This window comes from Pristimantibacillus sp. PTI5 (assembly GCF_048572955.1).
Lineage (GTDB): Bacteria > Bacillota > Bacilli > Paenibacillales > Paenibacillaceae > Pristimantibacillus.
In genome coordinates, this window is sequence record NZ_CP183886.1 from 115,690 (window position 1) to 136,743 (window position 21,054).

General features: G+C 49.0%; 23 protein-coding genes and 1 riboswitch. Of the genes, 1 reads left to right on the forward strand and 22 read right to left on the reverse strand.

Annotated features, from left to right (window positions below):
• Window positions 1-209: 209 nt before the first annotated feature.
• Window positions 210-419, reverse strand: a riboswitch (FMN riboswitch).
• Between the two features lie 33 nt (window positions 420-452).
• The 19 genes from ACN6MW_RS00665 to ACN6MW_RS00755 form a co-directional block, all read right to left on the reverse strand.
• Window positions 453-884: a peptidylprolyl isomerase gene (locus ACN6MW_RS00665; protein ID WP_364148973.1), complete on the reverse strand. Its 432-nt coding sequence runs from the start codon at window positions 882-884 to the stop codon at window positions 453-455.
• A gap of 53 nt (window positions 885-937) precedes the next feature.
• On the reverse strand, window positions 938-2,269 hold the full coding sequence (gene lysA, locus ACN6MW_RS00670) for a diaminopimelate decarboxylase (protein WP_419873793.1): 1,332 nt from the start codon (window positions 2,267-2,269) through the stop codon (window positions 938-940).
• A gap of 131 nt (window positions 2,270-2,400) precedes the next feature.
• A complete protein-coding gene (locus ACN6MW_RS00675) occupies window positions 2,401-4,056 on the reverse strand; it encodes a spore germination protein (protein WP_419873794.1) in 1,656 nt (551 codons plus the stop codon).
• 25 nt (window positions 4,057-4,081) lie between these two features.
• A complete protein-coding gene (locus ACN6MW_RS00680; protein WP_419873795.1) occupies window positions 4,082-4,510 on the reverse strand; it encodes a stage V sporulation protein AB in 429 nt (142 codons plus the stop codon).
• Entirely contained in the window at window positions 4,503-5,153 is a 651-nt protein-coding gene (locus tag ACN6MW_RS00685; RefSeq protein WP_419873796.1) for a stage V sporulation protein AA, read from the reverse strand. The genes ACN6MW_RS00680 and ACN6MW_RS00685 overlap by 8 nt, the downstream gene beginning before the upstream one ends.
• Before the next feature lie 114 nt (window positions 5,154-5,267).
• Window positions 5,268-6,023, reverse strand: a complete 756-nt coding sequence (gene sigF, locus ACN6MW_RS00690) for an RNA polymerase sporulation sigma factor SigF (protein ID WP_364148978.1) — start codon at window positions 6,021-6,023, stop codon at window positions 5,268-5,270.
• 19 nt (window positions 6,024-6,042) lie between these two features.
• Window positions 6,043-6,489 carry an anti-sigma F factor gene (gene spoIIAB / locus ACN6MW_RS00695; protein ID WP_419873797.1) on the reverse strand — a complete coding sequence of 149 codons (447 nt, stop codon included), beginning with the start codon at window positions 6,487-6,489 and terminating at the stop codon, window positions 6,043-6,045.
• Window positions 6,486-6,839 (reverse strand): anti-sigma F factor antagonist, encoded by a 354-nt coding sequence (gene spoIIAA / locus ACN6MW_RS00700; protein ID WP_139994590.1) that lies wholly within the window; start codon window positions 6,837-6,839, stop codon window positions 6,486-6,488. Before spoIIAA ends, spoIIAB begins: the two co-directional genes overlap by 4 nt.
• Before the next feature lie 232 nt (window positions 6,840-7,071).
• Window positions 7,072-8,223, reverse strand: a complete 1,152-nt coding sequence (locus ACN6MW_RS00705) for a D-alanyl-D-alanine carboxypeptidase family protein (RefSeq protein ID WP_419876239.1) — start codon at window positions 8,221-8,223, stop codon at window positions 7,072-7,074.
• Window positions 8,224-8,453: 230 nt separating this feature from the next.
• Window positions 8,454-9,782 (reverse strand): pyrimidine-nucleoside phosphorylase, encoded by a 1,329-nt coding sequence (locus tag ACN6MW_RS00710; RefSeq protein ID WP_419873798.1) that lies wholly within the window; start codon window positions 9,780-9,782, stop codon window positions 8,454-8,456.
• A 34-nt stretch (window positions 9,783-9,816) separates the two neighbouring features.
• Window positions 9,817-9,975 carry an aspartyl-phosphate phosphatase Spo0E family protein gene (locus tag ACN6MW_RS00715; RefSeq protein ID WP_419873799.1) on the reverse strand — a complete coding sequence of 53 codons (159 nt, stop codon included), beginning with the start codon at window positions 9,973-9,975 and terminating at the stop codon, window positions 9,817-9,819.
• 111 nt (window positions 9,976-10,086) lie between these two features.
• Complete coding sequence (locus tag ACN6MW_RS00720) at window positions 10,087-10,926, reverse strand: purine-nucleoside phosphorylase (RefSeq protein WP_419873800.1); 840 nt, start codon at window positions 10,924-10,926, stop codon at window positions 10,087-10,089.
• A 56-nt stretch (window positions 10,927-10,982) separates the two neighbouring features.
• Complete coding sequence (gene deoB, locus ACN6MW_RS00725; protein ID WP_419873801.1) at window positions 10,983-12,176, reverse strand: phosphopentomutase; 1,194 nt, start codon at window positions 12,174-12,176, stop codon at window positions 10,983-10,985.
• Between the two features lie 45 nt (window positions 12,177-12,221).
• Entirely contained in the window at window positions 12,222-13,112 is an 891-nt protein-coding gene (gene xerD, locus ACN6MW_RS00730) for a site-specific tyrosine recombinase XerD (protein ID WP_419873802.1), read from the reverse strand.
• Between the two features lie 105 nt (window positions 13,113-13,217).
• The gene (locus tag ACN6MW_RS00735) at window positions 13,218-13,451 is read right to left on the reverse strand and encodes a DUF4227 family protein (RefSeq protein WP_364148992.1); all 234 of its coding nucleotides are present in this window, start codon (window positions 13,449-13,451) and stop codon (window positions 13,218-13,220) included.
• 77 nt (window positions 13,452-13,528) lie between these two features.
• Window positions 13,529-14,671, reverse strand: a complete 1,143-nt coding sequence (gene ald / locus ACN6MW_RS00740) for an alanine dehydrogenase (RefSeq protein ID WP_419873803.1) — start codon at window positions 14,669-14,671, stop codon at window positions 13,529-13,531.
• Window positions 14,672-14,965: 294 nt separating this feature from the next.
• Entirely contained in the window at window positions 14,966-15,439 is a 474-nt protein-coding gene (locus tag ACN6MW_RS00745) for a Fur family transcriptional regulator (RefSeq protein WP_308996688.1), read from the reverse strand.
• Window positions 15,440-15,531: 92 nt separating this feature from the next.
• The gene (spoIIM, locus tag ACN6MW_RS00750; protein ID WP_364148996.1) at window positions 15,532-16,152 is read right to left on the reverse strand and encodes a stage II sporulation protein M; all 621 of its coding nucleotides are present in this window, start codon (window positions 16,150-16,152) and stop codon (window positions 15,532-15,534) included.
• Between the two features lie 536 nt (window positions 16,153-16,688).
• On the reverse strand, window positions 16,689-17,252 hold the full coding sequence (locus tag ACN6MW_RS00755; protein WP_364148997.1) for an NUDIX hydrolase: 564 nt from the start codon (window positions 17,250-17,252) through the stop codon (window positions 16,689-16,691).
• Between the two features lie 95 nt (window positions 17,253-17,347).
• Between ACN6MW_RS00755 and mciZ the strand changes: the two genes are divergently transcribed.
• The gene (gene mciZ / locus ACN6MW_RS00760; protein WP_419873804.1) at window positions 17,348-17,512 is read left to right on the forward strand and encodes a Z-ring formation inhibitor MciZ; all 165 of its coding nucleotides are present in this window, start codon (window positions 17,348-17,350) and stop codon (window positions 17,510-17,512) included.
• A gap of 123 nt (window positions 17,513-17,635) precedes the next feature.
• On the opposite strand, the gene ACN6MW_RS00765 is transcribed toward mciZ, so the two are convergent.
• The 3 genes from ACN6MW_RS00765 to ACN6MW_RS00775 all read right to left on the reverse strand — a co-directional run bounded on the left by ACN6MW_RS00765 (window position 17,636) and on the right by ACN6MW_RS00775 (window position 21,008).
• The gene (locus ACN6MW_RS00765) at window positions 17,636-18,769 is read right to left on the reverse strand and encodes a M20/M25/M40 family metallo-hydrolase (protein ID WP_419873805.1); all 1,134 of its coding nucleotides are present in this window, start codon (window positions 18,767-18,769) and stop codon (window positions 17,636-17,638) included.
• Between the two features lie 182 nt (window positions 18,770-18,951).
• Window positions 18,952-19,659 carry a lipoyl(octanoyl) transferase LipB gene (lipB, locus tag ACN6MW_RS00770; protein ID WP_419873806.1) on the reverse strand — a complete coding sequence of 236 codons (708 nt, stop codon included), beginning with the start codon at window positions 19,657-19,659 and terminating at the stop codon, window positions 18,952-18,954.
• 17 nt (window positions 19,660-19,676) lie between these two features.
• On the reverse strand, window positions 19,677-21,008 hold the full coding sequence (locus tag ACN6MW_RS00775) for a dihydrolipoamide acetyltransferase family protein (RefSeq protein WP_419873807.1): 1,332 nt from the start codon (window positions 21,006-21,008) through the stop codon (window positions 19,677-19,679).
• Between the last annotated feature and the right edge of the window lie 46 nt (window positions 21,009-21,054).

Here is a 21,054-nt window from a genome sequence, read left to right on the forward strand (position 1 = left end):
CCCTATCGGCTAACGATCCGACAGGGGTGATGAAAGACAAACCGAGAACTACGACAAAACCGATCGACGTTGTCGGCTTTAGAAGCCGACAAATCTTAAACCGCAAAAAACTGCGATAACGGTTCGTAAAATACGCTAAAAAAACAAACCGGCTTCACATGTGAAATAAAACACACACGCAAATAAGCGGAATGTTATAGCTGTCGAAGCATCCCCTTCTCCCATCCAGACTATACTGTCGGTCCCGGATTTTCACCAGGTCCACCGTTCTAATTAGCTTTTATCGAAAAATATTCGAACAAAAAGCTGCTCAGACCGGGTCACGGACTGACGAGCAGCACAGGAGTTCGGTTATCCGATGCTCCTGTGTTTACTCGATCACCGCCGGTTAGGAATTTCACCTGACCCCGAAGGAAAGCTGCACTTACATAATTATAGTTAGTATATTAACACTAAATCGTTTCAACTTCAACCTTTTCCATTTTGTCTCCGCCTTTGAAAGCATCAACAAATTCCATACCCTTTGTAACCTTGCCGAAAACGGTGTGGCCGCCGTCCAAATGCGGTTGCGGAGCGTAACCGATATAGAACTGGCTTCCGCCTGTGTTACGGCCGGCATGGGCCATAGCAAGCGAACCGCGCTCATGCTTGTTCGGGTTGATTTCACAATTGATTGTGTAACCAGGACCGCCTGTACCATTTCCTTTTGGGCAGCCGCCTTGCGCGACGAAGCCTGGGATAACGCGGTGGAAAGTAAGTCCGTTGTAGAAACCTTCGCTAGCAAGCTTCTCAAAGTTTGCTACTGTGTTCGGCGCGTCTTGATCGAATAGATCGATTAGAACCTCTCCGCCGTTTGCTAGTGTAATTTTTGCTTGTTTTGCCATTGCTGCATCTACCTTTCTTTTATCCGAATAAGACTACGTTACCAATTTCGCCCTTATTTCGCAAGCGGTGATTTTTGAAGTCTAGCCGGAATGACGTCATTGCATACGATATTTTCAAGCGATTCACGTTTAACAGCAAGGTCTGCCTGACCGTCTTTAACGAAAACGACAGCCGGACGACGAATGCGGTTATAGTTACTCGCCATTGCATAATTATAAGCACCTGTACAGAAAACAGCAAGCAGGTCGCCATTTTCAGCTTTAGGCAATTCCAAGTCCCAAATCAGCATATCGCCGCTCTCGCAGCATTTGCCGGCAATCGATACCGTTTCTTCAGCAGCATCATTTGCACGATTGGCAAGCACTGCTTCATATTTGGATTGGTAAAGAGCTGGGCGAGGGTTGTCCGTCATGCCGCCGTCAACCGCAATGTATTTACGAACGCCTGGGATATGTTTGCTTGTGCCTACCGTATAAAGGGTTGTTCCTGCATCGCCAACCATGCTGCGGCCTGGCTCAACCCAAATCTCAGGCAGCGGGAATTCCGCTTTTGTGAAATTCGATTTGATCGCGCCTGTAATAGCCGCTACATATTCGCTTATTGGAAGCGGAGTATCGCCTTCCACATAACGAATGCCGAAGCCTCCGCCAAGATTGATTACTTTAAATGTAAGGTCAAGCTCGTCTCGGATCGCAACCGCAAAATCAGCAACCTTGTCCACGGCCATACGGAAGCCTTCCACCTCGAAAATTTGCGAGCCGATATGGGAATGAACACCCAAAATAACAAGGTTCGGCAGTGCAAGAGCTTCTTGGATTGCTTGTTTCGCTGCACCGTTGCCAAGATCAAAGCCAAACTTCGAATCCTGTTGGCCCGTTGAAATGTAATCATGGGTATGTGCTTCCACGCCTGGAGTGATTCGCAGCAAGATGTTTACTTTCTTGCCTTTATCGCCAGCAAGTGCATTCAAAAGCTGAAGCTCCATAAAGTTATCGACTACGAAGCAGCCGATGCCGGCGTCAAGCGCCATATTGATTTCCTCTGGCGTTTTGTTGTTTCCGTGGAAATGGATACGTTCAGCCGGGAAGCCGGCTTGCATTGCCGTATAAAGCTCGCCGTCAGATACGACATCTAGCGATAAACCTTCTTGCTCGGCAATGGCACACATAGCCATTACGCTGAATGCTTTGCTGGCATAAGCGACTTGAAATCTTAAACCCGATGCTTTGAAAGCCTCGACGTATTCGCTTGCGCGTTGACGAACAAGAGCTTCATCCACAATATATAGTGGCGTGCCAAACTCCGCAGCTAAATCAGCTACATCGCAGCCGCCAATTTCCAAATGACCTTTTTCGTTGATTTTACTAGTTCCATGCAGGTACATAGTTTCCCCTCAGCTTTCTTCTATCTGCATGCAGATAGAATGGATAGAATTTGCCTCAATAGGACCAGTATAACGCAATTTCCCTGCACTGCGAAATGGATAAATCAACATTTCATTTGCATTTTATGAATTCACTCCGTTTTTGGCAGCTTGTCGCGCTGCTGCGGCCTCAAGTTATTCGGTCGCGTCCGGTTGTATAAGACGGGCTGGCGGATCAAAATACTCAATACCGCTCTCATGTCGAATGGTATTATTGGCCACATGTAGGGGCGATTAAAGGAGCGCTCCATGGTAAGCATCAGCATAATGGCTGTCGTCGCGATGACAAAGCCCGGCACGCTGAAGGCGGCCACCGAAACAATGAGCACCAGCCGGACAATCCGGTTTGCGAGTCCAAGCTCATAGCTGGGCGTTGCAAACATGCCTATCGCGGCAACTGCCATATATAAGATAACCTCATTCACGAAGATACCGGTCTGAACCGCGATATCGCCGATCAGAATCGCGGCAACGAGTGACATTGCCGTTGCAAGCGAGGTGGGGGTGTGAACGGATGCCATTCTCAGCAAGTCCACACCGATCTCGGCAAGCAGAAACTGTACGACTAACGGCAGCTTTGCCATTTTATTCGGTCCCAAAAATTCTAAAGCCGGAGGCTTTAATTCCGGATGCATGACGAACAGCAGCCATAATGGCAGCATAAACAAGGATGCAAAAATCCCAATAAACCGCACCCAGCGCAAATAGGTTCCGATGAATGGCGTTTGCCGGTTCTCTTCCGCATGCTGCATAAGGTCCGAATAGGTCGTCGGGAGAGTCATGACGCTGGGAGAAGTATCGACGAACACTGCGACGTAACCCTCCAGCAAATGCGCGGCGACCGTGTCAGGACGCTCTGAATAACGAACCAACGGAAAAGGGCTCCAACCCCGTTTGACCGTTGACTCCTCCAGCTGCTTGTCAGCGAGCGGCAAGCCATCGATCTTCACCATCGAAATTTTATCCTTGATCGATTTGAGCAGCTCTTTATCTACGATATCATCGATATACGCAACACAAATATCCGTTTGCGTTCTCTCGCCCACGCGCATGATTTCATAACGGAGCTGGGGATCGCGGAGCCTCCTCCGAACGAGAGAAACGTTTACCATCAGTGTTTCCACGAAGCCGTCTCTGCTGCCGCGCACGACCTTCTCGAGTGACGGCTCCTCGGGACCGCGCGCCGGAAAGGCCTTGGCATCGATCATAACGACGCTGGACTCGCCGTCGATGAACAATGCGGTTCCGCCGGATAACACGCCCGTGAGCATGTTATTCCAATCCTCTTCTTTTGTTACCTGCGCGGCCGGAACATACAGGTCTAAAAATGAATGGAACGCATGGGTCGAAAGATCCTCCGGCTGCAAAAAGGTCAACCGTTTGAGCACCTCGGTCAGCAGCGTATCCTTTACCAATCCGTTCATGCACAGCATCGCCGTGCGCCGCTCGCCGAAGGTCATTTCCCTCACGACAACATCGAAGCTTGTTTTATAGCCGATTTCTTTTTCCAACCGCAACAAGACATCATCTAGATCGGAGGGAATGGGTTCTTTCTCCTGTATTTCATTCTTCCTGTCCGGGGAATCGGAAATTCCGCTTCCAATCCTATTTCGTTTGCTTGGCCGGACAGATGATGCCTCATTTTTTATGCCGCCCTCTTCCTCTATCTGCTGCTCCGGAATCGTGATCATGGGAGGCGCTCCGTGCCGATCCTTATGATTTTCTTCCGAATTCTGGTTGTCCTTCATTCGCCTTCACCTCGTCCTTTATGAATCACCATTGAAATACCAGCCAATCGAATAACGAGCCTAATGTCTTGCCAAGCACCATAGCCATTACGAGCGCGACCATGTAATTAGATAAATTCATTCTTTTTGCCAAAATGGGCAATACGTTCATAACCTCTGTCAATGCTGCGGCCAGCATCCCGACAAACATTCCGTCGATAAGTCCTGCCGTGCTTAAAAATACGTTGGAAGGCAATGACAGCTTCCAGTCCATGAAATCGGCAAATGTCCAATACAACGAACCGCAAACGACCGCCGTCTCAAACCACACGGACATGCGGTATGCATTCGCAACCTGGGCGAGCCGGGGAATAAGATCAAGCACAATCAGCAAAGCCACCAAACCGCTTCCAACCGCAAGCCCGCCCGCTAACCCAAGGAGTGCTACAAAAATATTGGCAACGGCGCTAATCATCCTCTTTTTCCTTAGTCTGGTCGTAATCCGCCTTTTTGCGCATTTCATCAGCGATGACATAGGCATTGACATTCTCTTGGTACATATAAAGCTCCACCTCAAGCGGATTCGGTTCCTCGTTGAATCTTTTGCGGAAGATGTGGTTAAAAAACAACACCATTCCAAGCCCTATTCCGAGTGAATAAGGAATTTGAAACCAAAGCGGATGGTCTGTTCGTTTCCCGGTGATCAGCTCGACGATTCGGATATGAACCTCCTTCATGCTGACATCTGTATGAAAGTTCATGATCGCTAGTCCCGCGCCGAAAAAAAGCAGCAGCCACGCTAAAATAAGCACGGGGATACGCGGCTTGACCGGTTTTTCCGCAACCATGACGAGCACCTGTGGATCTCCGTAGGCTTCAACCGTTAAGCCCGGCTCGGTTTCGCGGATCGTTTTGACGATTTGCAGCAAATCAATCACGACACGGTTGCCGTCCGCTTTCTTGTGCTCGTAAAGCACAATCGATTTTAATTTTTTTTCAAGCTCATCGTCCTTAGCCAGAAGCCTGGCCGCTTGGCCTAAAGTGACCTTCTGATTCGGTTTCGCGTAGATTCTTTTTTTTAGGCGCAGATAAAGGACCGAAGGGTTGGTTATTGCCATCTGCCAGCTTCCCTTCTGCATATACTTTGGTGTATGTTTCCCTTTTAGTATGAGAAAAGGACGATTCGGATACTCATGCAAAATGAGGTAATAAATAGAAAAAACCAAACCGCCTTAAAGGGCGATTTGGTCTTTTATGGACTGTAATATTTTCTTTTCGAGCCGCGATACCTGTACCTGTGATATTCCCAGCCTGCTTGCTACCTCGGATTGCGTTTTATCGCGGTAATAACGTAAGTATACGATTAATCGCTCGCGTTCGCTCAGACCTTCTATGGCTTCTACAAGCGCCAGCTTGTCAAACCATCGGTCCTGGGATTCATCGGCAATTTGGTCCATCAAAGTGATGGGATCTCCGTCATTTTCAAACACCGTTTCGTGTATGGAAGTCGGCGGTTTGTTTGCTTCTTGAGCAAAAACGACATCCTCGGCCGTAATGCCCAGCCGTTCCGCAACCTCGCTGATGGTGGGCAAGCGACCTAACGTTTTGGATAGCTCATCCTTCATTTTACGCACCTTATTGGCCGTTTCTTTGAGGGACCTGCTTACCTTTAACGTACCGTCATCGCGCAAAAACCGTTGGATTTCCCCAATAATCATAGGCACCGCATAGGTAGAAAACTTCACGTCATAGGACAAGTCGAATTTGTCTACTGACTTCAGCAATCCGATGCAGCCGATTTGGAACAAATCCTCGGGCTCATAACCGCGATTGATGAACCGCTGCACGACTGACCAGACTAGCCGAATATTGCACTGTACGAGTGTATCCCTAGCAAGCGTATCACCGGATTGACTTAACGCAATAAGCCGTTTTACTTCCGCGTCATCCAAGTATGGCTGGGCCGTCTGCTTTAGATTGACATCCATGAGGTTCAACCCCTATACGCTAATTGTAGAGCGCTTTTTTCGATTCGATTCGTTTCTGCATGGCAACGCGCGTCCCGCCGTCTATCTGGCTTGTAACCTCAAAACGGTCCATAAAGTTTTCCATGATCGTAAAGCCCATTCCTGAACGCTCAAGTTCAGGCTTCGATGTGAAAAGCGGCTGACGGGCAAGTTCTAAATCTTCGATGCCGCGGCCATTATCCGATACGGTAATCGACACGGAATCGCCTTCGATTCTGGCTTCGATTTTAACTTCGCAGGAGGGATCATTCTCGTAGCCGTGAATAATCGCATTCGTTACGGCTTCGGAAATCGCTGTTTTTAAATCATTCAGCTCCTCGAGCGTCGGATCAAGCTGCGACACAAATGCAGCGACTGCAATTCGTGCGAAGGCTTCATTTTCCGATCGGGCGCTGAAGGAAAGCGTCATCTCATTGGATCCGTTCATGACACCACCTCCAAACTGGAAATTGCGTTTCGCTCATTATCATGTATCGTCAGGATCTTGAACAAGCCCGACATCTCGAATAAACGGTGAACATTTGGATTCACGTCACAGACGACCATTTTGCCACCCTTGCTCTTCACCTGCTTGTACCGGCCCAGAATGACGCCCAGACCCGAGCTGTCCATAAATTGCAGCTCCTTCAAGCTAAGAATGACATGCTCGCTGCTTCCGCGGAGAATCGCTTCTTCCATCTTATAACGCACGACATCGGCTGTATGGTGATCCAACTCGCCCCGAAGCCTTACGATCAGCACATTACGGTATTGCTCCAATTCAGCTTGCAGACTCATTATGCTGTCATCTCCTCTAGGTTTTTTCAAACATAAGAAAGAATAGGCTTATCTTGTATGCCTTCCTTACATTTCACCGTGCAACGCGGGCAGATCTGCGGTGAGTCAGATCCAGACGGTTACACTTGCCGAGATAGAACTAGCAATTCTCCAAGTTGGCGAGCTTTTCCTGCATGCCGACAAAACTAGAAGCATACCGCTAACAGCTGACAAAATACGAGTCGTTTCCGATTTACGAGAATAAACCGGAGAAGGAACGTTTAAGCAATTTCCACCAGCCCGCACGTTCAACCGATAACGGCGCATCCACGTCAAACTCCTTAAGCACTTGATTGCCTTGGTAGACAACCAGCTTGCCGATCGGCTGACCAAGCTGAACTGGCGCTTTAAGCGGTCCGTCGATTTTCAGCTCGTAACGGATATCCTTGGTTTGGCTTCCTTTTTTCAGAAGCACGCTGTACGAATGTTTGGCAACAAGCGGAAGCTCTGGCGCCACGCCCTTCTCGATTTTCAGCGTTCCCATGGATTCGCCTTCTTTAATAATGGAGTGATTCATATATTGCGCGAAGGTATAATCGAACATTTGCGATACTTCCGCATTGCGGGTTTTCGTGTCTGGCTCACCCATTACAACCGCAATAACACGCATGTCATCGCGCTTGGCGGTAGCAGATAGGCAATACTTCGCTTCGCTCGTAAAGCCCGTTTTCAAGCCATCCGCTCCGCTGTAGAACCGCACCAGTTTATTCGTATTTACAAGCCAGAAAGGCTTCTCGGAAGTCTTGCGCAGGTAATCCTGGTAGAGACCTGTATACTTGGTTACTTCCGAATGCTTCAGCAGCTCCCTAGACATCACCGCGATATCATGGGCTGACGAGTAATGATTCGCTACGGGCAATCCGTTCGGGTTAGCAAACTGCGTATCCTTCATGCCAAGCTGCTGTGCCCGCTCATTCATCATGGCGACGAACTGCTGCTCCGTACCGGCCAGTTTCTCCGCCATGGCGACGGAAGCATCGTTTCCTGAAGCCAAGGCGATCCCTTTGATCATATCGTCAACAGTCATTTCTTCTCCCGGCTCAAGGAAAATTTGCGAGCCGCCCATAGACGCTGCGTATTCACTTGTCTGAACCATGTCAGAAAGCTTGATTTTGCCGTCATCCAGCGCTTCCATGATCAAAAGCATCGTCATGACTTTTGTAATGCTAGCCGGCGGCAGTTTATCATGACTATTTTTTTCATAAATGACCGTGCCGCTGTCGGCATCCATTAGAATAGCAGATCGCGCTGACGGCGCCAGGTTTGCGTTAGGCGCTTGATTGGACGGCGCCGGTCCCGGTGCAGGCGTCGGCTCTACCGCAGCAAAGGCAGCGCCCGGCAGCATGAGCGTAAATGCGAGAAAAAATATACATAGCTTGATAGAACGATTTTTCAACTAGATCTCCTCCTGAAAAGTTTTGTGAAGCAAACAAAGATTGCGACACAATTCGCTTATATTTCTTCTTTTCAGTGTTGACTCTTAAGCTGGAAATTATTCCAAAAAGCTAGAATGAATTGCGCAACAAAAAAATCCGCCCCGGTAATAGGGGCGGACAGTTGTCATATTTCCATTATTTAGTAGCGTCGTGCACCTTCTGCCGTGATTACCGAAAGCAGCAAAGCCCGCGGCTCCGGTTTCGCGTCTGAAAGGCTATAGGCCTGCCTTACTTTTGCAGCTACGTCCTTTGCGGTCTCGTCAGCGTCTCGGACATGAAGCAGCGCAAGCGTATCGCCCTCATTCACCGGATCGCCAACCTTTTTCCGCAGGGTAACGCCGACCGCATAATCGATTACCGCATCTTTTGTCGCTCTTCCCGCGCCCAAAAGCATGGCGGCGAGCCCTAACTGCTCCGCTTCAATGGCATTGACAAAGCCTGCCCCCTCCGCTGTCACCTCGATAATAATTGGTGCTTGAGGCAGCTTAGCCGGATCATCGGCAATCGATGCATCTCCGCCTTGAGCGGCTATGAAATCTTTGAATTTCTGCAAAGCGGCCCCGTTCATAATCTGGTCGCGCAGCAATTCCTTCGCCGACTCTACCGAATCCGACTTCCCGCCTAATACGACCATGTGCGCGCCTAATGTTAAACAAAGCTCCGTGAGATCCTCCGGACCGTTGCCTTTGAGCGTTTCAATGGATTCCTGCACTTCTAAGGCGTTGCCGATCGCGAAGCCCAGCGGTTGATCCATATCGCTGATTACGGCAGCCGTATTTCGGCCCACTTCGGTTCCGATATCCACCATCGCTTTCGCCAATTGCTCGGAGTCCTCCAGCGTCTTCATAAAAGCTCCGCTGCCTGTCTTCACATCAAGCACAATGGCATCCGCGCCAGCCGCAATCTTCTTGCTCATGACTGAGCTTGCGATTAGCGGAATCGACTCTACCGTAGCGGTAACGTCCCGAAGCGCATAAAGCTTCTTGTCTGCCGGCGCGAGATTGCCGCTTTGTCCAATGACGGATAATCCGATATCATTGACCTGCGTCATGAACTTCTCTCGAGACAGCTCTGTGCGAAAGCCTTCAATGGATTCAAGCTTATCTATGGTTCCTCCGGTATGGCCCAAGCCGCGACCGGACATTTTTGCAACAGGAACGCCTACTGATGCAACTAATGGGGCTAGAATGAGTGTCGTCTTGTCTCCAACCCCGCCCGTACTGTGTTTATCCACTTTAATTCCGCTAATGGGACCGAGATCCACCTGATCGCCCGAATTAGCCATTGCAAGCGTGAGCGAAGCCGTTTCCTTTGCGGTCATTCCTTGGAAATAGACCGCCATCGCCCATGCCGACAGCTGATAATCGGGAATATCTCCGCGAGAATATCCGTCAATCAAAAAAGTTAACTCAGAAGCGGTCAGCTCGCCACCGTCTCTTTTCTTCTGTATTATGTCTACCGACCGCATATTTCCCTCTCCATTCGCCAATCCGTTATATCTGCTATAGAGCACTTCGTTCCCTCTGCACCTGGACGATGATCTCATCAAGAGATTGGCTTAGCCGAATCACGTCCAAATGCTGAAGGCTTTGGTTCAATAGAGCCGCTTCTATCATCTTTTTACGCAACTGCTCCATCTGTGTGAGTAATTGCTTGTCCATATTCTTTGTCCACTCCATCTTCCTGTAATCAGGGACATTATACGACGAAACGCAAAAAAAACACTGTCATATTGAGTCGACGGAATTGTTACATTTTTGTTACAAAAAACATTACATTGCAGCGATTAGCGCGTTAACAAGTCCCAAAAATTGGGACTTGACTCGTTCTGTCGTTTCCATTACTTCCGCATGCGACAAGGGCTGATCCAAAATACCCGCGGCCATATTGCTTATACAGGAAATTCCGACGACCTCGATTCCCGAATGGCGCGCGGCAATAACTTCCGCAACAGTCGACATTCCGACAGCATCGGCGCCAAGCACTCTCAGCATTCGAATTTCTGCCGGCGTTTCGTAGGTCGGACCAAGCAGTCCGGCATAGACCCCTTCACGCAGCGTGAAACCTTGATCTGAAGCAATCTCCCGCGTAATTGCTCTTAAACGCTTGCTGTATGCTTCGGACATATCAGGGAAACGAACGCCCAGCTCATTGTCATTCGGGCCGATTAGCGGATTTTTACCGGTTAAATTAATATGGTCGGATATCAGCATTAGATTGCCTGCTTCATAGTCGGTATTCACGCCGCCGGCAGCATTGGTAACAAGCAATGTTTTTACGCCTAATGCCTTCATGACGCGAACGGGAAACGCAGTTAGCTCCGGGCCATAACCTTCGTACATGTGAAAGCGCCCGCGCATAAGCAGCACCGTTCTACCCGAAAGGGTACCGATTAACAGCTCGCCTGCATGGCCTTCAACCGTCGAAATCGGGAAATGCGGAATGTCATGATACTGGATCGTAACGGCATTTTCCAAATGATCGCCTAAAACGCCCAGCCCCGAACCCATAATTAAACCGATCTCGGGCCGCTGCTCGGTTTTCGCCTGTATAAAGGCAGCCGCTTCTTTAATGTGCGCCGCCGTTAATCCTGCTGCTGTGATTGTAGTCATTATTATTCCTCCTAAAATAAAATCGCTAACTCTTTAATACCCTATTTCGATCATTCTTAAGCTTGCTTCCCTACGATAAGCTCCGAGAGGAAGCTTGCACCGTTAGGCGGCGCCTGAACGCCGAAATTATCGGCTATCGTTGCGCCGAGGTCCGAGAATGTCGACCGTACCGGCAGCGGGCCCGGCGCGTCAAACGAGGGACTGAATAAAAGAATCGGCACATATTCTCGGGTATGGTCTGTACCTGGATGCACCGGGTCGTTTCCGTGGTCGGCTGTCACGATTAGCAGATCCCTCTCGCCAAGCAGCTGCTCCAAGGCTGGTACGGCCTGATCAAACTCCTCTAATGCCGCAGCATAGCCCTTGGGATCGCGGCGATGGCCGTAAAGGGAATCAAAGTCTACAAGATTCGTGAACAAAAGACCTTTAAACGGTTTCTTAAGCTGCTCAATCGTTTTTTCAATGCCGTCGGCATTGCTTTTCGTTGGCGTTGCGGCGGTTATGCCTTCGCCATCGAAGATATCGTTGATTTTGCCAATCGCGATGGAATCAAAGCCCGCTTCCTTCAAAGCATTTAATACGGTAGGCTGCGGCGGCTTAACCGCGTAATCATGACGGTTCGGCGTGCGCTTGAAAGCACCTGGCTTGCCCGTATACGGCCTTGCAATGACTCGGCCAACCGTAAAGCGGTCATCCATCGTTAGTTCTCTGGCAATTTCGCAAGCACGGTAAAGCTCTTCGAGCGGAATTACTTCCTCATGAGCCGCGATTTGAAAAACGCTGTCTGCCGATGTATATACAATCCAAGCGCCTGTTTCCATTTGCTCGGGCCCAAGCTCGTCCAAAATCTCGGTTCCGCTTGCCGGTTTATTGCCGATGACCTTCCGTCCTGTCCGTTCCTCGAAAGGAAGCAACAGCTCCGGAGGGAAGCCTTCCGGAAAGGTTTGGAACGGGACCGTCATCTCAAGGCCCATAAGCTCCCAATGACCGGTCATCGTATCTTTGCCTACCGATACCTCGGCCATTTTGCCGTAATAGGCGGTTGACGGTTCCTCTGATGGCTTCCAATCATGGATCGAAGCAATACGGTCAAGTCCCCATCTTCTTAGATGAGGAAGCTTCGCGGATGGTACGCTTTCCACGATATGCCCAAGCGTATGGGAACCTAAGTCGCCAAATACTTCCGCGTCAGGAAGCTCGCCTATCCCCACGCTATCCAATACAATTACCGTGATGCGGTCAAATTTCATATGTATGATATCCTCCTCTGTCTTTAACCATCGATGCCAGCCTGTTTAAGCGCGCGGATGGGCACGGTTATAGGTATCCTTAATCCGTGATTTGGATACCTGAGTATACTTGAGCGTCGTCGAAATGTCGGCATGTCCGAGCAGCTCCTGGACCGCACGGATATCCGCTCCGTTATCCAGTAAGTGGGCCGCTACGGAATGCCTGAGGGTATAAGGGGTAATCTCCTCATGGATACCCGCTTCCTTCGCATGCTTCTTAATCGTCTTCCAAAACCCTTGCCTTGTCAAACGTGTACCTAAATGATTCAAAAATAAAGCTGATTCCGATTCCCTATCCGTCACTAGACCGGATCTCCCTGAATCGAGATAATCAGTTAAAGCCTCTGCCGCCAGCCGTCCAAAAGGGACAATTCTTTCCTTCAGGCCCGAGCCGATACATTGGATAAATTCCAGCTGCAGATTGACATGTTCAATATTCAGAGCCACTAACTCGGATACCCGGATTCCCGTTGCGTAAATGAGCTCGAGCATCGCTTTATCTCGTTTACCCGCTGCATTGGCACTGTTCGGCGTCTCAAGCAATGTGCTGGTGACAGCGACACTCAAAATGCTCGGAGGCTTTTTCTCCTGTTTCGGCGCTTCCATATAAATGGAAGGGTTGCTTGCAATAAGGCCCTGCGCGGTCAAGTAGTGAAAAAAAGCTCTCACAGAAACAATGTGTCTAGACAGGGTCGCGGCTTTTCTGCCCTGCTCCTTAAGATGAAGCATATACCTTGAAATGAGATGTCTTTGCACGGCTGAAATGTCATCAACGCCTTGTGCATGCACATATTGAATAAACTGATTCAAATCCCGTTCATAAGAAGTTAGCGTATTTTCGGACAACCTTCGTTCCGTGCGCAAATAGTGGATATAGCGATTTAAATGAGCTTTCATCGGACTTCCTTTCAAATAAGAGGCATAGCGAACCATGCTTTTCTACAAAAACATTCAACATTCGACTCTATTAATCCTGCTTGAATCGATATTCTGTACAACTCGTTACTCGCCATACCAATAAAACCAACGGAGCCGATCAGCAGCATCCTTGCTATCGGGCGAGTCGGGATCCGTAAGAAAGACTTTAATTGCATCCCCTTTCGGCGCGCGATAAGGGTGAACCGGCGATATTGCATCCGCAAGCCAGCGGTAACCGCCCGTGACAACGAAAAGCAATACGGCAAAAACAACGATAAAAACGATCCGGCTCGTCCATCTGCGAATCGAGAAAACCATACAAACCAGCCTCCTTATTATGCCGATACGATTGTTCGTCCGTATCACCATATGAGGAGGCTGCCATGAATATGCCATTAACCCTGCAAACCTTCATAAGGCACACTGTCCATCCATTTTTCGAGCGGTACATAAGGAAGATTGGTTGCTGCGGCGACAGGCTCGTAGGTCACTCTGCCCGCATGCGTGTTCACGCCCTTTTGCAACGGAATGCTTCTTCGAACGGCCTCCATACCTTGGTTTGCCAAATCGAGCGCATAAGGAATCGTTACGTTCGTTAATGCGAAAGTTGAGGTTCGAGGCACCGCTCCAGGAATATTAGCGACCGCGTAATGGACGACCCCATGCTTGATGTAAATCGGGTCCTTGTGCGTTGTCGGCCGGTCGACAGTCGCAATAGAGCCGCCCTGATCGACCGCTACATCCACGATTACCGCACCTTTTTTCATTCCTTGCACCATGGCCTCCGTTACCAGATGAGGCGCCCGCGCTCCGGGGATAAGGACGGCTCCAATAAGCAAATCAGCTTTGGCAACGGCTTCGGCAATATGATAAGGACTAGACATCAGCGTATGGACTCTCCCGCCGAAGATGTCATCCAAATATCTCATCCGATCTGCGCTTCTTTCCAAGATGACCACATTGGCACCCATCCCTAACGCAATTTTCGCCGCATTTGTGCCTACAATACCTCCGCCAATAATGACAACCTCCGCAGGAGGAACACCGGGAACCCCTCCAAGCAGAACGCCTCTTCCTCCATTAAATGCTTCTAGAAACTGCGCTCCGACCTGCACGGACATTCTGCCCGCCACCTCGCTCATAGGCGTTAGCAGGGGCAGGCTGCCGTTAGCCAGCTGAATCGTCTCATAAGCAATTCCCGTAACACCTTTGTCGATGAGCGCCCTTGTTAAATCTGGCGCGGCTGCCAGGTGCAGATAGGTAAACAGCAGCAAGCCCTCGCGGAAATAGGCAAACTCCTCGGCAAGCGGCTCTTTCACCTTCATAATCATTTCGGCACGCGCCCATACCTCCGAAGCAGTCATAATGATTTCGGCACCTTCGCGTAAATAGTCGCTATCCTCAAATCCGCTTCCGCTGCCTGCCCCGGTTTCTACAAGCACTTTGTGACCTGCAGCAAACAGTACAGTCACGCCGGCAGGGGTTAAGGCAACACGATACTCGCTTTGTTTGATTTCCTTCGGGACACCCACAATCATATCTGATTCCTCCTGGGATCTACTTATCAAGCTGCACAAAATATCGCTTACTATGTTGTATGAGAGTTCGAGTCGGAATGATCGTCCTTTTCAAGATGAGTTCCGGCAAAATGTTCGCTCAGCATCTGCATCGTTTCTATACTTTGTTATATTTCAAAAAATATGTGTACTTTGTTAGGGACGCCTTGGCAAATGGATTGTTAATCGCAGAATTATAATGAAAAAACAAATTTTTGAACCTATAAAAATGCCAAAACGGCTTTGCCGTCCAGTTATGCTGGGCAGCCAAGCCGTTTAAGTTTGATTTTCATTAGGGTTTGCGATATCGTTCTTTTCTTTGCATCGACGGCAGATGCCTTGAAAATCAAGTCGATGGTCGATGACAAAAAATCCGTATTCCTGCTCCAGCCGTTCTTCTAATGGCAAAAGCCAATCTTCTTTAATCTCATCCATTGATCCACATTGCACACATATGAGGTGATGGTGATGATGCTTGTTGCTGTCCGTACGCAAATCGTACCGAGCTACCCCATCGCCGAAATTCAATTTTTCGACAACATGCATTTCGCTTAGCAATTCCAATGTCCGATAAACCGTCGCAAGTCCGATTTCCGGGGCTTTATCCTTTACTAGCATAAATACATCTTCAGCGCTTAGGTGGTCGTCTTCGTTCTCTAACAAAACACGCACCGTCGCTTCGCGCTGCGGGGTTAATTTGTAGCCCTGCGACTGCAACTGTTGTTTAATCTTCTCAATCCGGGCTTCCATGATTTCCCCCCTACCACATGTCTGCGCCTATTTCAGGAAACGTTACCTCTCATTATAGGTGCTATCATGCAGTAAAGTCAAACATTTTGGTGTCAGATTGTGGCGCTCGCAGACGAAAGAAGCGGCGTTACCCAGCTGATTAATGAAGGAGAAATATACGCTTCGAATAGTGCCGCGCCAGCAAAAAAGAACAGCATCAGCATGGCCGTAGAAGTGAATGAGCCTAGCTGTGGAGCAAGCTCTCCCTTTTGCATAAGCAGTCTATTTTTGATCACAAACAAAGAGAACGAAATCGCTGCCGCACTCGTGATGACCATTGCCGGAACGGCTATTATGTTCTGCGGTGCAATCGAAACCAATGAAAAAAGTACGCCCTTCCATGCATATTGATTGATGAGTGTCCCTACCGAAAACCCGACCAGCGCTCCTTTTAAAAAGTTGAGAGCAAGCACTCCAGGTATGCCGACAACCGTAATGCCCAAAAGCCATAATAGCAGAAGCCACTTGCCATGGAAGAAAAACCGGTCCCAGAAGGAATAGGCAGCTCCCGAACCGATACCGTCATTCATCAGCTGCACATATTGATCAACATCTTGCGCCAGCTCCTGCTGCTGCTCAAGCGTAAGGGCATTGACCATTAACGCTCCGAAAATTACGCCCACGACAAAAAGAACGGATACGAAAACATACAACGACAATTGGTTTTTTATCATGGTCACCGAACCTTTCACGATGGTGGAACCCAGCCCTTTATTAAGTTTCTCCCTGCCCTCAAGGGTTCAATTTGAAAATAAACATCTTTTTAAAAGCTTTTCGAACCCATCCAAACTCTCCCTTCCAAGGGAGGGCCTCAAGGGTTGCACCCTCTGGACACCCGCAACTGGACTAACGTTGGAGATCATCCGGAATATGTAAGCATTGTTGGCGGTGGAACGCTTTCGTCCCTGCGGGACACGCTTAACGTACACCTTTACTACTTAACTGGATTTACTCTATAAACTACCACGATTAAATTAACGGTACATTTTCCAGTTCATCGCTTTGAACAAAATCTGCTGTGACTCATCATTACCTTTTCCAGCTGACACAAGTGTTAGAAACTATTTTATTTTCATCTATCTCAAATAAAATCCGTTTTCTTCAATGGGTAATGTCGTCGAACAAAACGTAAAGGGGTTGTCTTTTTAATTGTATTGTATGAAGAGTTAATGCGGGGTATGACGGGTATATAGTTAGAAAAGAAGGCCGGCTACAGCCGACCTGTCAGATTATATAATTTCCAGGCGTAGACAGCTAAAATCGTTTTCGCATCGCTGATGCGTCCCTCTTGTATGTAGGCTTCGGCTTGCTCGAGCGTAATCGCTTCAACTTTGAGATCTTCATCGTCGTCCGGGTTTTGCACGCCTTGCTCTACCTTGTCCGTGAAATAGATATAAAGCTTCTCATCGGCAAAGCCTGGTGAGGTATAGAATGCGCTCAATAGCTGCAATTCATTGGAACGGTAACCCGTCTCCTCTTCAAGCTCGCGTGCTGCCGCCGTTAACGGATCTTCTCCGGGATCAAGCTTGCCAGCCGGGATTTCAATTTGGAATTTTTCAAGCGGCTTGCGAAACTGCTCGACCACAAGAAGCTTTCCATCCAATAATGCCATAACCGCAGCAGCTCCGGGATGCTTTACGATTTCTCTTGTCGCTGTTCTGCCATCCGCAAGCGTTACGGTATCCACCTGCAGCGTGATCATTTTACCTTCAAATATAGGCTCTGTACTAATTGTTTCTTCTCGCCATAAAACACTCGGTTGTTGCTCTTCCAATCGTAATCTCTCCCTTAATTGTGGATGTTTACTGCGCATAACTTGTCCTGCCGCTGCATAACTATCATTATATCAAATTGACAGGGGCGATTAATATGAAACAATATGTTGCGTTGAATCATTTGCGTTTAGTGGGCAAGGGTTGGGAAATCAGGCATCAGCTTCGCAAACTTTCTGCTTCATCATTATCCCGGACACCCATGTCCGAATATACAGGCGTCATCAGCGTGCGACGTGTCCCCTTGGAAAAAACAAATTAAAGCGCAGGTTCAACGCATAGACAAAAACCCTCCATCTGCGTTCAGCCTGCGCTGAGCCGCATGATTGAAGGGCTTTCTGTCATGTTCGGCAGCTAAAGCAATCCAACTGCCCTCTGCTTTTCACTATTCAGCTTCTGCAGCCTGCTTAATGATCTCTACGACAAGCTCGGTTGTTTTGACTAGGTCTTCTACCTTGATCTGTTCTTTCGTCGTATGGATATGCTCATAGCCTACCGCCAGGTTGACGGTCGGAATGCCTAATCCGTTAAAAATATTCGCATCGCTGCCTCCGCCAGAGTGGAAAGTGCGCGGCGTGCGGCCGATGGCGATGATCGCTTTTTTGGCCAGCTGCACGACCGGATCCTCATCATCATACTGATAAGCCGGGTAAATCACTTCGCTCTCCAGCTCTCCCCGTGCTCCAAACTCTTCCGCTGCGCTCACTACCGCTTTTCTCATCGCTTCGATCTGATCGTCCAGCTTATGCTGTACAATGCTACGCGCTTCGGCATCCAGCTTTACATAATCGCACACGATATTTGTAGCGCCTCCGCCTTCAAAACGCCCGATATTCGCAGTCGTCTCATTATCGATACGGCCAAGCGGCATTCTTGCAATCGCTTTTGCCGCCACTTGTATTGCGCTTATGCCGTCTTCTGGATTGACGCCGGCATGTGCCGAACGTCCATACATTTTGATCGTTACTTTCGCCTGCGTTGGTGCAGCAACCGCAATATCACCTATTGCACCGTTCGAATCCAAGGCATATCCAAACTTCGCTTCCAGCTTAGAGGCATCCAAAGCGCGTGCGCCCAGCAGTCCTGATTCCTCGCCGACCGTAATGACAAATTGTATGCGGCCGTGGGGCAGCGACTGCTCCTGAACGACGCGTATGGCCTCAAATATAGCAGAAATACCCGCTTTGTCATCCGCGCCTAAAATCGTCGTGCCATCGCTCCGTATGTAGCCGTCCGCATCCAATTGCGGCTTAATGCCGACGCCTGGCGTAACCGTGTCCATGTGGCAGGTGAAAAATATAGTCGGCGCAGCGGCTCCGGCACCTTCCGCTTCCCATATGGCAAACATGTTTCCTGCTCCGTGTCCGGTCTTGGCTGCCGCATCATCCTCGCTAACCTTTAAGCCCAGCGACTCAAACTTTTGCTTAAGCACACGGCTGATTTCTTGTTCATTTTTCGTTTCGCTATCCACCTGTACCAATTCCATAAATTCATGCACTAAACGGTCTTTTGCAATCATTAACGTTTCCTCCGTCCGTTACTTTCGTATACAATAGAGTAATGACAAGCTCATAACAATGGATGATGTTCCAAATCAAGAAAGGGGTTTTCCTAATGCGCAGACAACGTTTGATTCGAATCGTTGCCATTTTAGTCGTAACCGCACTCATTGTAACAACCTTGATGGCCGGTATTGGTTCGTTATTTCTTTATTAAATCCATTTCACATTTAAATTCGCTGACAAAATGAGGGAGCAGCTGCTTCGCCGCTTCCTCTACCGATAGCTCGAGACCTGTTAAATCATTGAACGAGGTTACGCCGAATTGTTGGATTCCGCAAGGAATGATCCCGCTAAAGCCCTCCTCAGCAATCCCTGATTTAATATTTAGCGCAAAGCCGTGGCTCGTAATAAAGCCGCGCCGCTTGCGCGCTTTGTTAAATTTCACGCCTATGGCTGCAATCTTGAGATTGCCTACCCACACTCCTGTATATTCCGGCTTTCTGCCGGCTTCTATACCATACTCGCTGAGCCAATTAATAATGACTTGCTCCAAGCTGCGCAAATAAGCATGCAAATCAAGACCTTCCGCTTCCAAATACAAAAGCGGATAACCCACCAGCTGACCTGGACCATGATAGGTAATGTCTCCGCCGCGATCGATTTGGAACAACGCAATCCCACGTTCTTTTAGCTGCGCCTCATCGAGGAGCAAATGCTCCGGATGTTTGTCCGAGCCCATTGTATACGTAGGCGGATGCTGAAGAAGGAGCAGCGATTGCTCCCGCTCCTCCTGGTCTATTTGCTTCACGTATGCTTTTTGCAGCTCCCACGCCTGCGCGTATTCGAGCATGCCTATATAATGGGCATCCAGCCGTCTCAAGCTTATTGCGTTATCCGCTTCAGCCATGATGGTGTTCCCCTTTTCTAATACAATTTGCTTTCTAAATTAAAGCTCTCCAAATTATCCTTCACACGCTGCAAGAAACGCCCGCAGATAACGCCGTCCAAAATCCGATGATCAAGAGAAAGACATAAATTGGCCATGGAACGAACCGCAATCATATCATTAATGACCACAGGACGCTTCACGATCGATTCAAACGTTAAGATAGCCGCCTGCGGGTAATTGATGATCGGATAGGATAAAATCGAACCGAACGAGCCTGTATTATTAACGGTAAACGTACCGCCTTGCATATCAGACAATGTCAGCTTGCCTTCTCTTGTCTTACGCGCAAGTTCTTCGATTTCTTTGGCCAGGCCCGCGACGTTTTTGTGATCGGCATTTTTGATAACGGGAGTAAGCACGGAATCTTCCGTTCCTACAGCGAGAGCGATATTGATATCGCGCTTAACGATAATCTTGTCTACCGCCCACATCGAATTCATGATCGGCACGTCTTTAATCGCATTTACGACAGCTTTGAGCAAGAAAGCTAAATAAGTTAGATTAATGCCCTCGCGCTTCATAAAGTCGTCTTTCAGTTTGTTACGTAGCAAAACAAGATTGGTGACATCCACTTCAATCATCGTCCAAGCATGCGGAATCTCACTCACGCTTTGTCTCATGTTGCGCGCTATCGTATTTCGAATAGGCGTTACATCGATGAAGTTATCGCCTCGGCCTGCACCTGAAGCGCCCTCTACTTCGATTTTCGGGAATCTTGGCGTTTCCGAAAAATGGAGTCCAGAGGAACGGACCTGTGCGGCTGCATCTACCGTACGAGGCGCCTGCGCGGCGTTGTTTCCGCCTGATGTGTGGGTGCCTTTACCTGCTCCAGCCTCGATATAAGCAAGAACATCCTTCCGGGTAATGCGCCCGCCAAGCCCTGTTCCCGGGACATCCGTCAGGCGGATAGAGTGTTCGGCCGCCAGCTTCTGCACAGCCGGCGAGAATCGATTGCGCATAGGTGCATCTTCCAATTCAGCACCGCCTGCTTGCGGGTTAGCAGCTTGAGCTGATGGAACCGGCTTGCCGTCATCGGCTGCATTTGCAGCGCCACCAACCGAGCCTTCCGTTTCGATAATGCAGATTGCCGAACCTACTGGTACGGTTTCGCCTTTGCCGACCAAAATTTCTACAAGCCTGCCAGCTACGGTAGAAGGTAATTCCGCATTTACTTTGTCGGTAATAATCTCACAGACAGGCTCATAAATATCGACCCAGTCGCCTGGCTGCTTCAGCCATTTATCAATGGTGGCCGATACGAGCGATTCCGCAAGCTGCGGCACGACGATTTCCGTCATTGTTTTCATGTTTCACATCTCCCTACTGGCGCCAGCGTAATCGGCAACCGCCGTC

Excerpts from the sequence above, each read along its gene's own strand:
- ACN6MW_RS00665 (WP_364148973.1), bottom strand. The coding sequence starts at position 884 with ATGGCAAAACAAGCAAAAATTACACTAGCAAACGGCGGAGAGGTTCTA.
- lysA (WP_419873793.1), bottom strand. The coding sequence starts at position 2,269 with ATGTACCTGCATGGAACTAGTAAAATCAACGAAAAAGGTCATTTGGAA.
- ACN6MW_RS00675 (WP_419873794.1), bottom strand. The coding sequence starts at position 4,056 with ATGAAGGACAACCAGAATTCGGAAGAAAATCATAAGGATCGGCACGGA.
- ACN6MW_RS00680 (WP_419873795.1), bottom strand. The coding sequence starts at position 4,510 with ATGATTAGCGCCGTTGCCAATATTTTTGTAGCACTCCTTGGGTTAGCG.
- ACN6MW_RS00685 (WP_419873796.1), bottom strand. The coding sequence starts at position 5,153 with ATGGCAATAACCAACCCTTCGGTCCTTTATCTGCGCCTAAAAAAAAGA.
- sigF (WP_364148978.1), bottom strand. The coding sequence starts at position 6,023 with ATGGATGTCAATCTAAAGCAGACGGCCCAGCCATACTTGGATGACGCG.
- spoIIAB (WP_419873797.1), bottom strand. The coding sequence starts at position 6,489 with ATGAACGGATCCAATGAGATGACGCTTTCCTTCAGCGCCCGATCGGAA.
- spoIIAA (WP_139994590.1), bottom strand. The coding sequence starts at position 6,839 with ATGAGTCTGCAAGCTGAATTGGAGCAATACCGTAATGTGCTGATCGTA.
- ACN6MW_RS00705 (WP_419876239.1), bottom strand. The coding sequence starts at position 8,223 with ATGCTGCCGGGCGCTGCCTTTGCTGCGGTAGAGCCGACGCCTGCACCG.
- ACN6MW_RS00710 (WP_419873798.1), bottom strand. The coding sequence starts at position 9,782 with ATGCGGTCGGTAGACATAATACAGAAGAAAAGAGACGGTGGCGAGCTG.
- ACN6MW_RS00715 (WP_419873799.1), bottom strand. The coding sequence starts at position 9,975 with ATGGACAAGCAATTACTCACACAGATGGAGCAGTTGCGTAAAAAGATG.
- ACN6MW_RS00720 (WP_419873800.1), bottom strand. The coding sequence starts at position 10,926 with ATGACTACAATCACAGCAGCAGGATTAACGGCGGCGCACATTAAAGAA.
- deoB (WP_419873801.1), bottom strand. The coding sequence starts at position 12,176 with ATGAAATTTGACCGCATCACGGTAATTGTATTGGATAGCGTGGGGATA.
- xerD (WP_419873802.1), bottom strand. The coding sequence starts at position 13,112 with ATGAAAGCTCATTTAAATCGCTATATCCACTATTTGCGCACGGAACGA.
- ACN6MW_RS00735 (WP_364148992.1), bottom strand. The coding sequence starts at position 13,451 with ATGGTTTTCTCGATTCGCAGATGGACGAGCCGGATCGTTTTTATCGTT.
- ald (WP_419873803.1), bottom strand. The coding sequence starts at position 14,671 with ATGATTGTGGGTGTCCCGAAGGAAATCAAACAAAGCGAGTATCGTGTT.
- ACN6MW_RS00745 (WP_308996688.1), bottom strand. The coding sequence starts at position 15,439 with ATGGAAGCCCGGATTGAGAAGATTAAACAACAGTTGCAGTCGCAGGGC.
- spoIIM (WP_364148996.1), bottom strand. The coding sequence starts at position 16,152 with ATGATAAAAAACCAATTGTCGTTGTATGTTTTCGTATCCGTTCTTTTT.
- mciZ (WP_419873804.1), top strand. The coding sequence starts at position 17,348 with ATGAAACAATATGTTGCGTTGAATCATTTGCGTTTAGTGGGCAAGGGT.
- ACN6MW_RS00765 (WP_419873805.1), bottom strand. The coding sequence starts at position 18,769 with ATGATTGCAAAAGACCGTTTAGTGCATGAATTTATGGAATTGGTACAG.
- lipB (WP_419873806.1), bottom strand. The coding sequence starts at position 19,659 with ATGGCTGAAGCGGATAACGCAATAAGCTTGAGACGGCTGGATGCCCAT.
- ACN6MW_RS00775 (WP_419873807.1), bottom strand. The coding sequence starts at position 21,008 with ATGAAAACAATGACGGAAATCGTCGTGCCGCAGCTTGCGGAATCGCTC.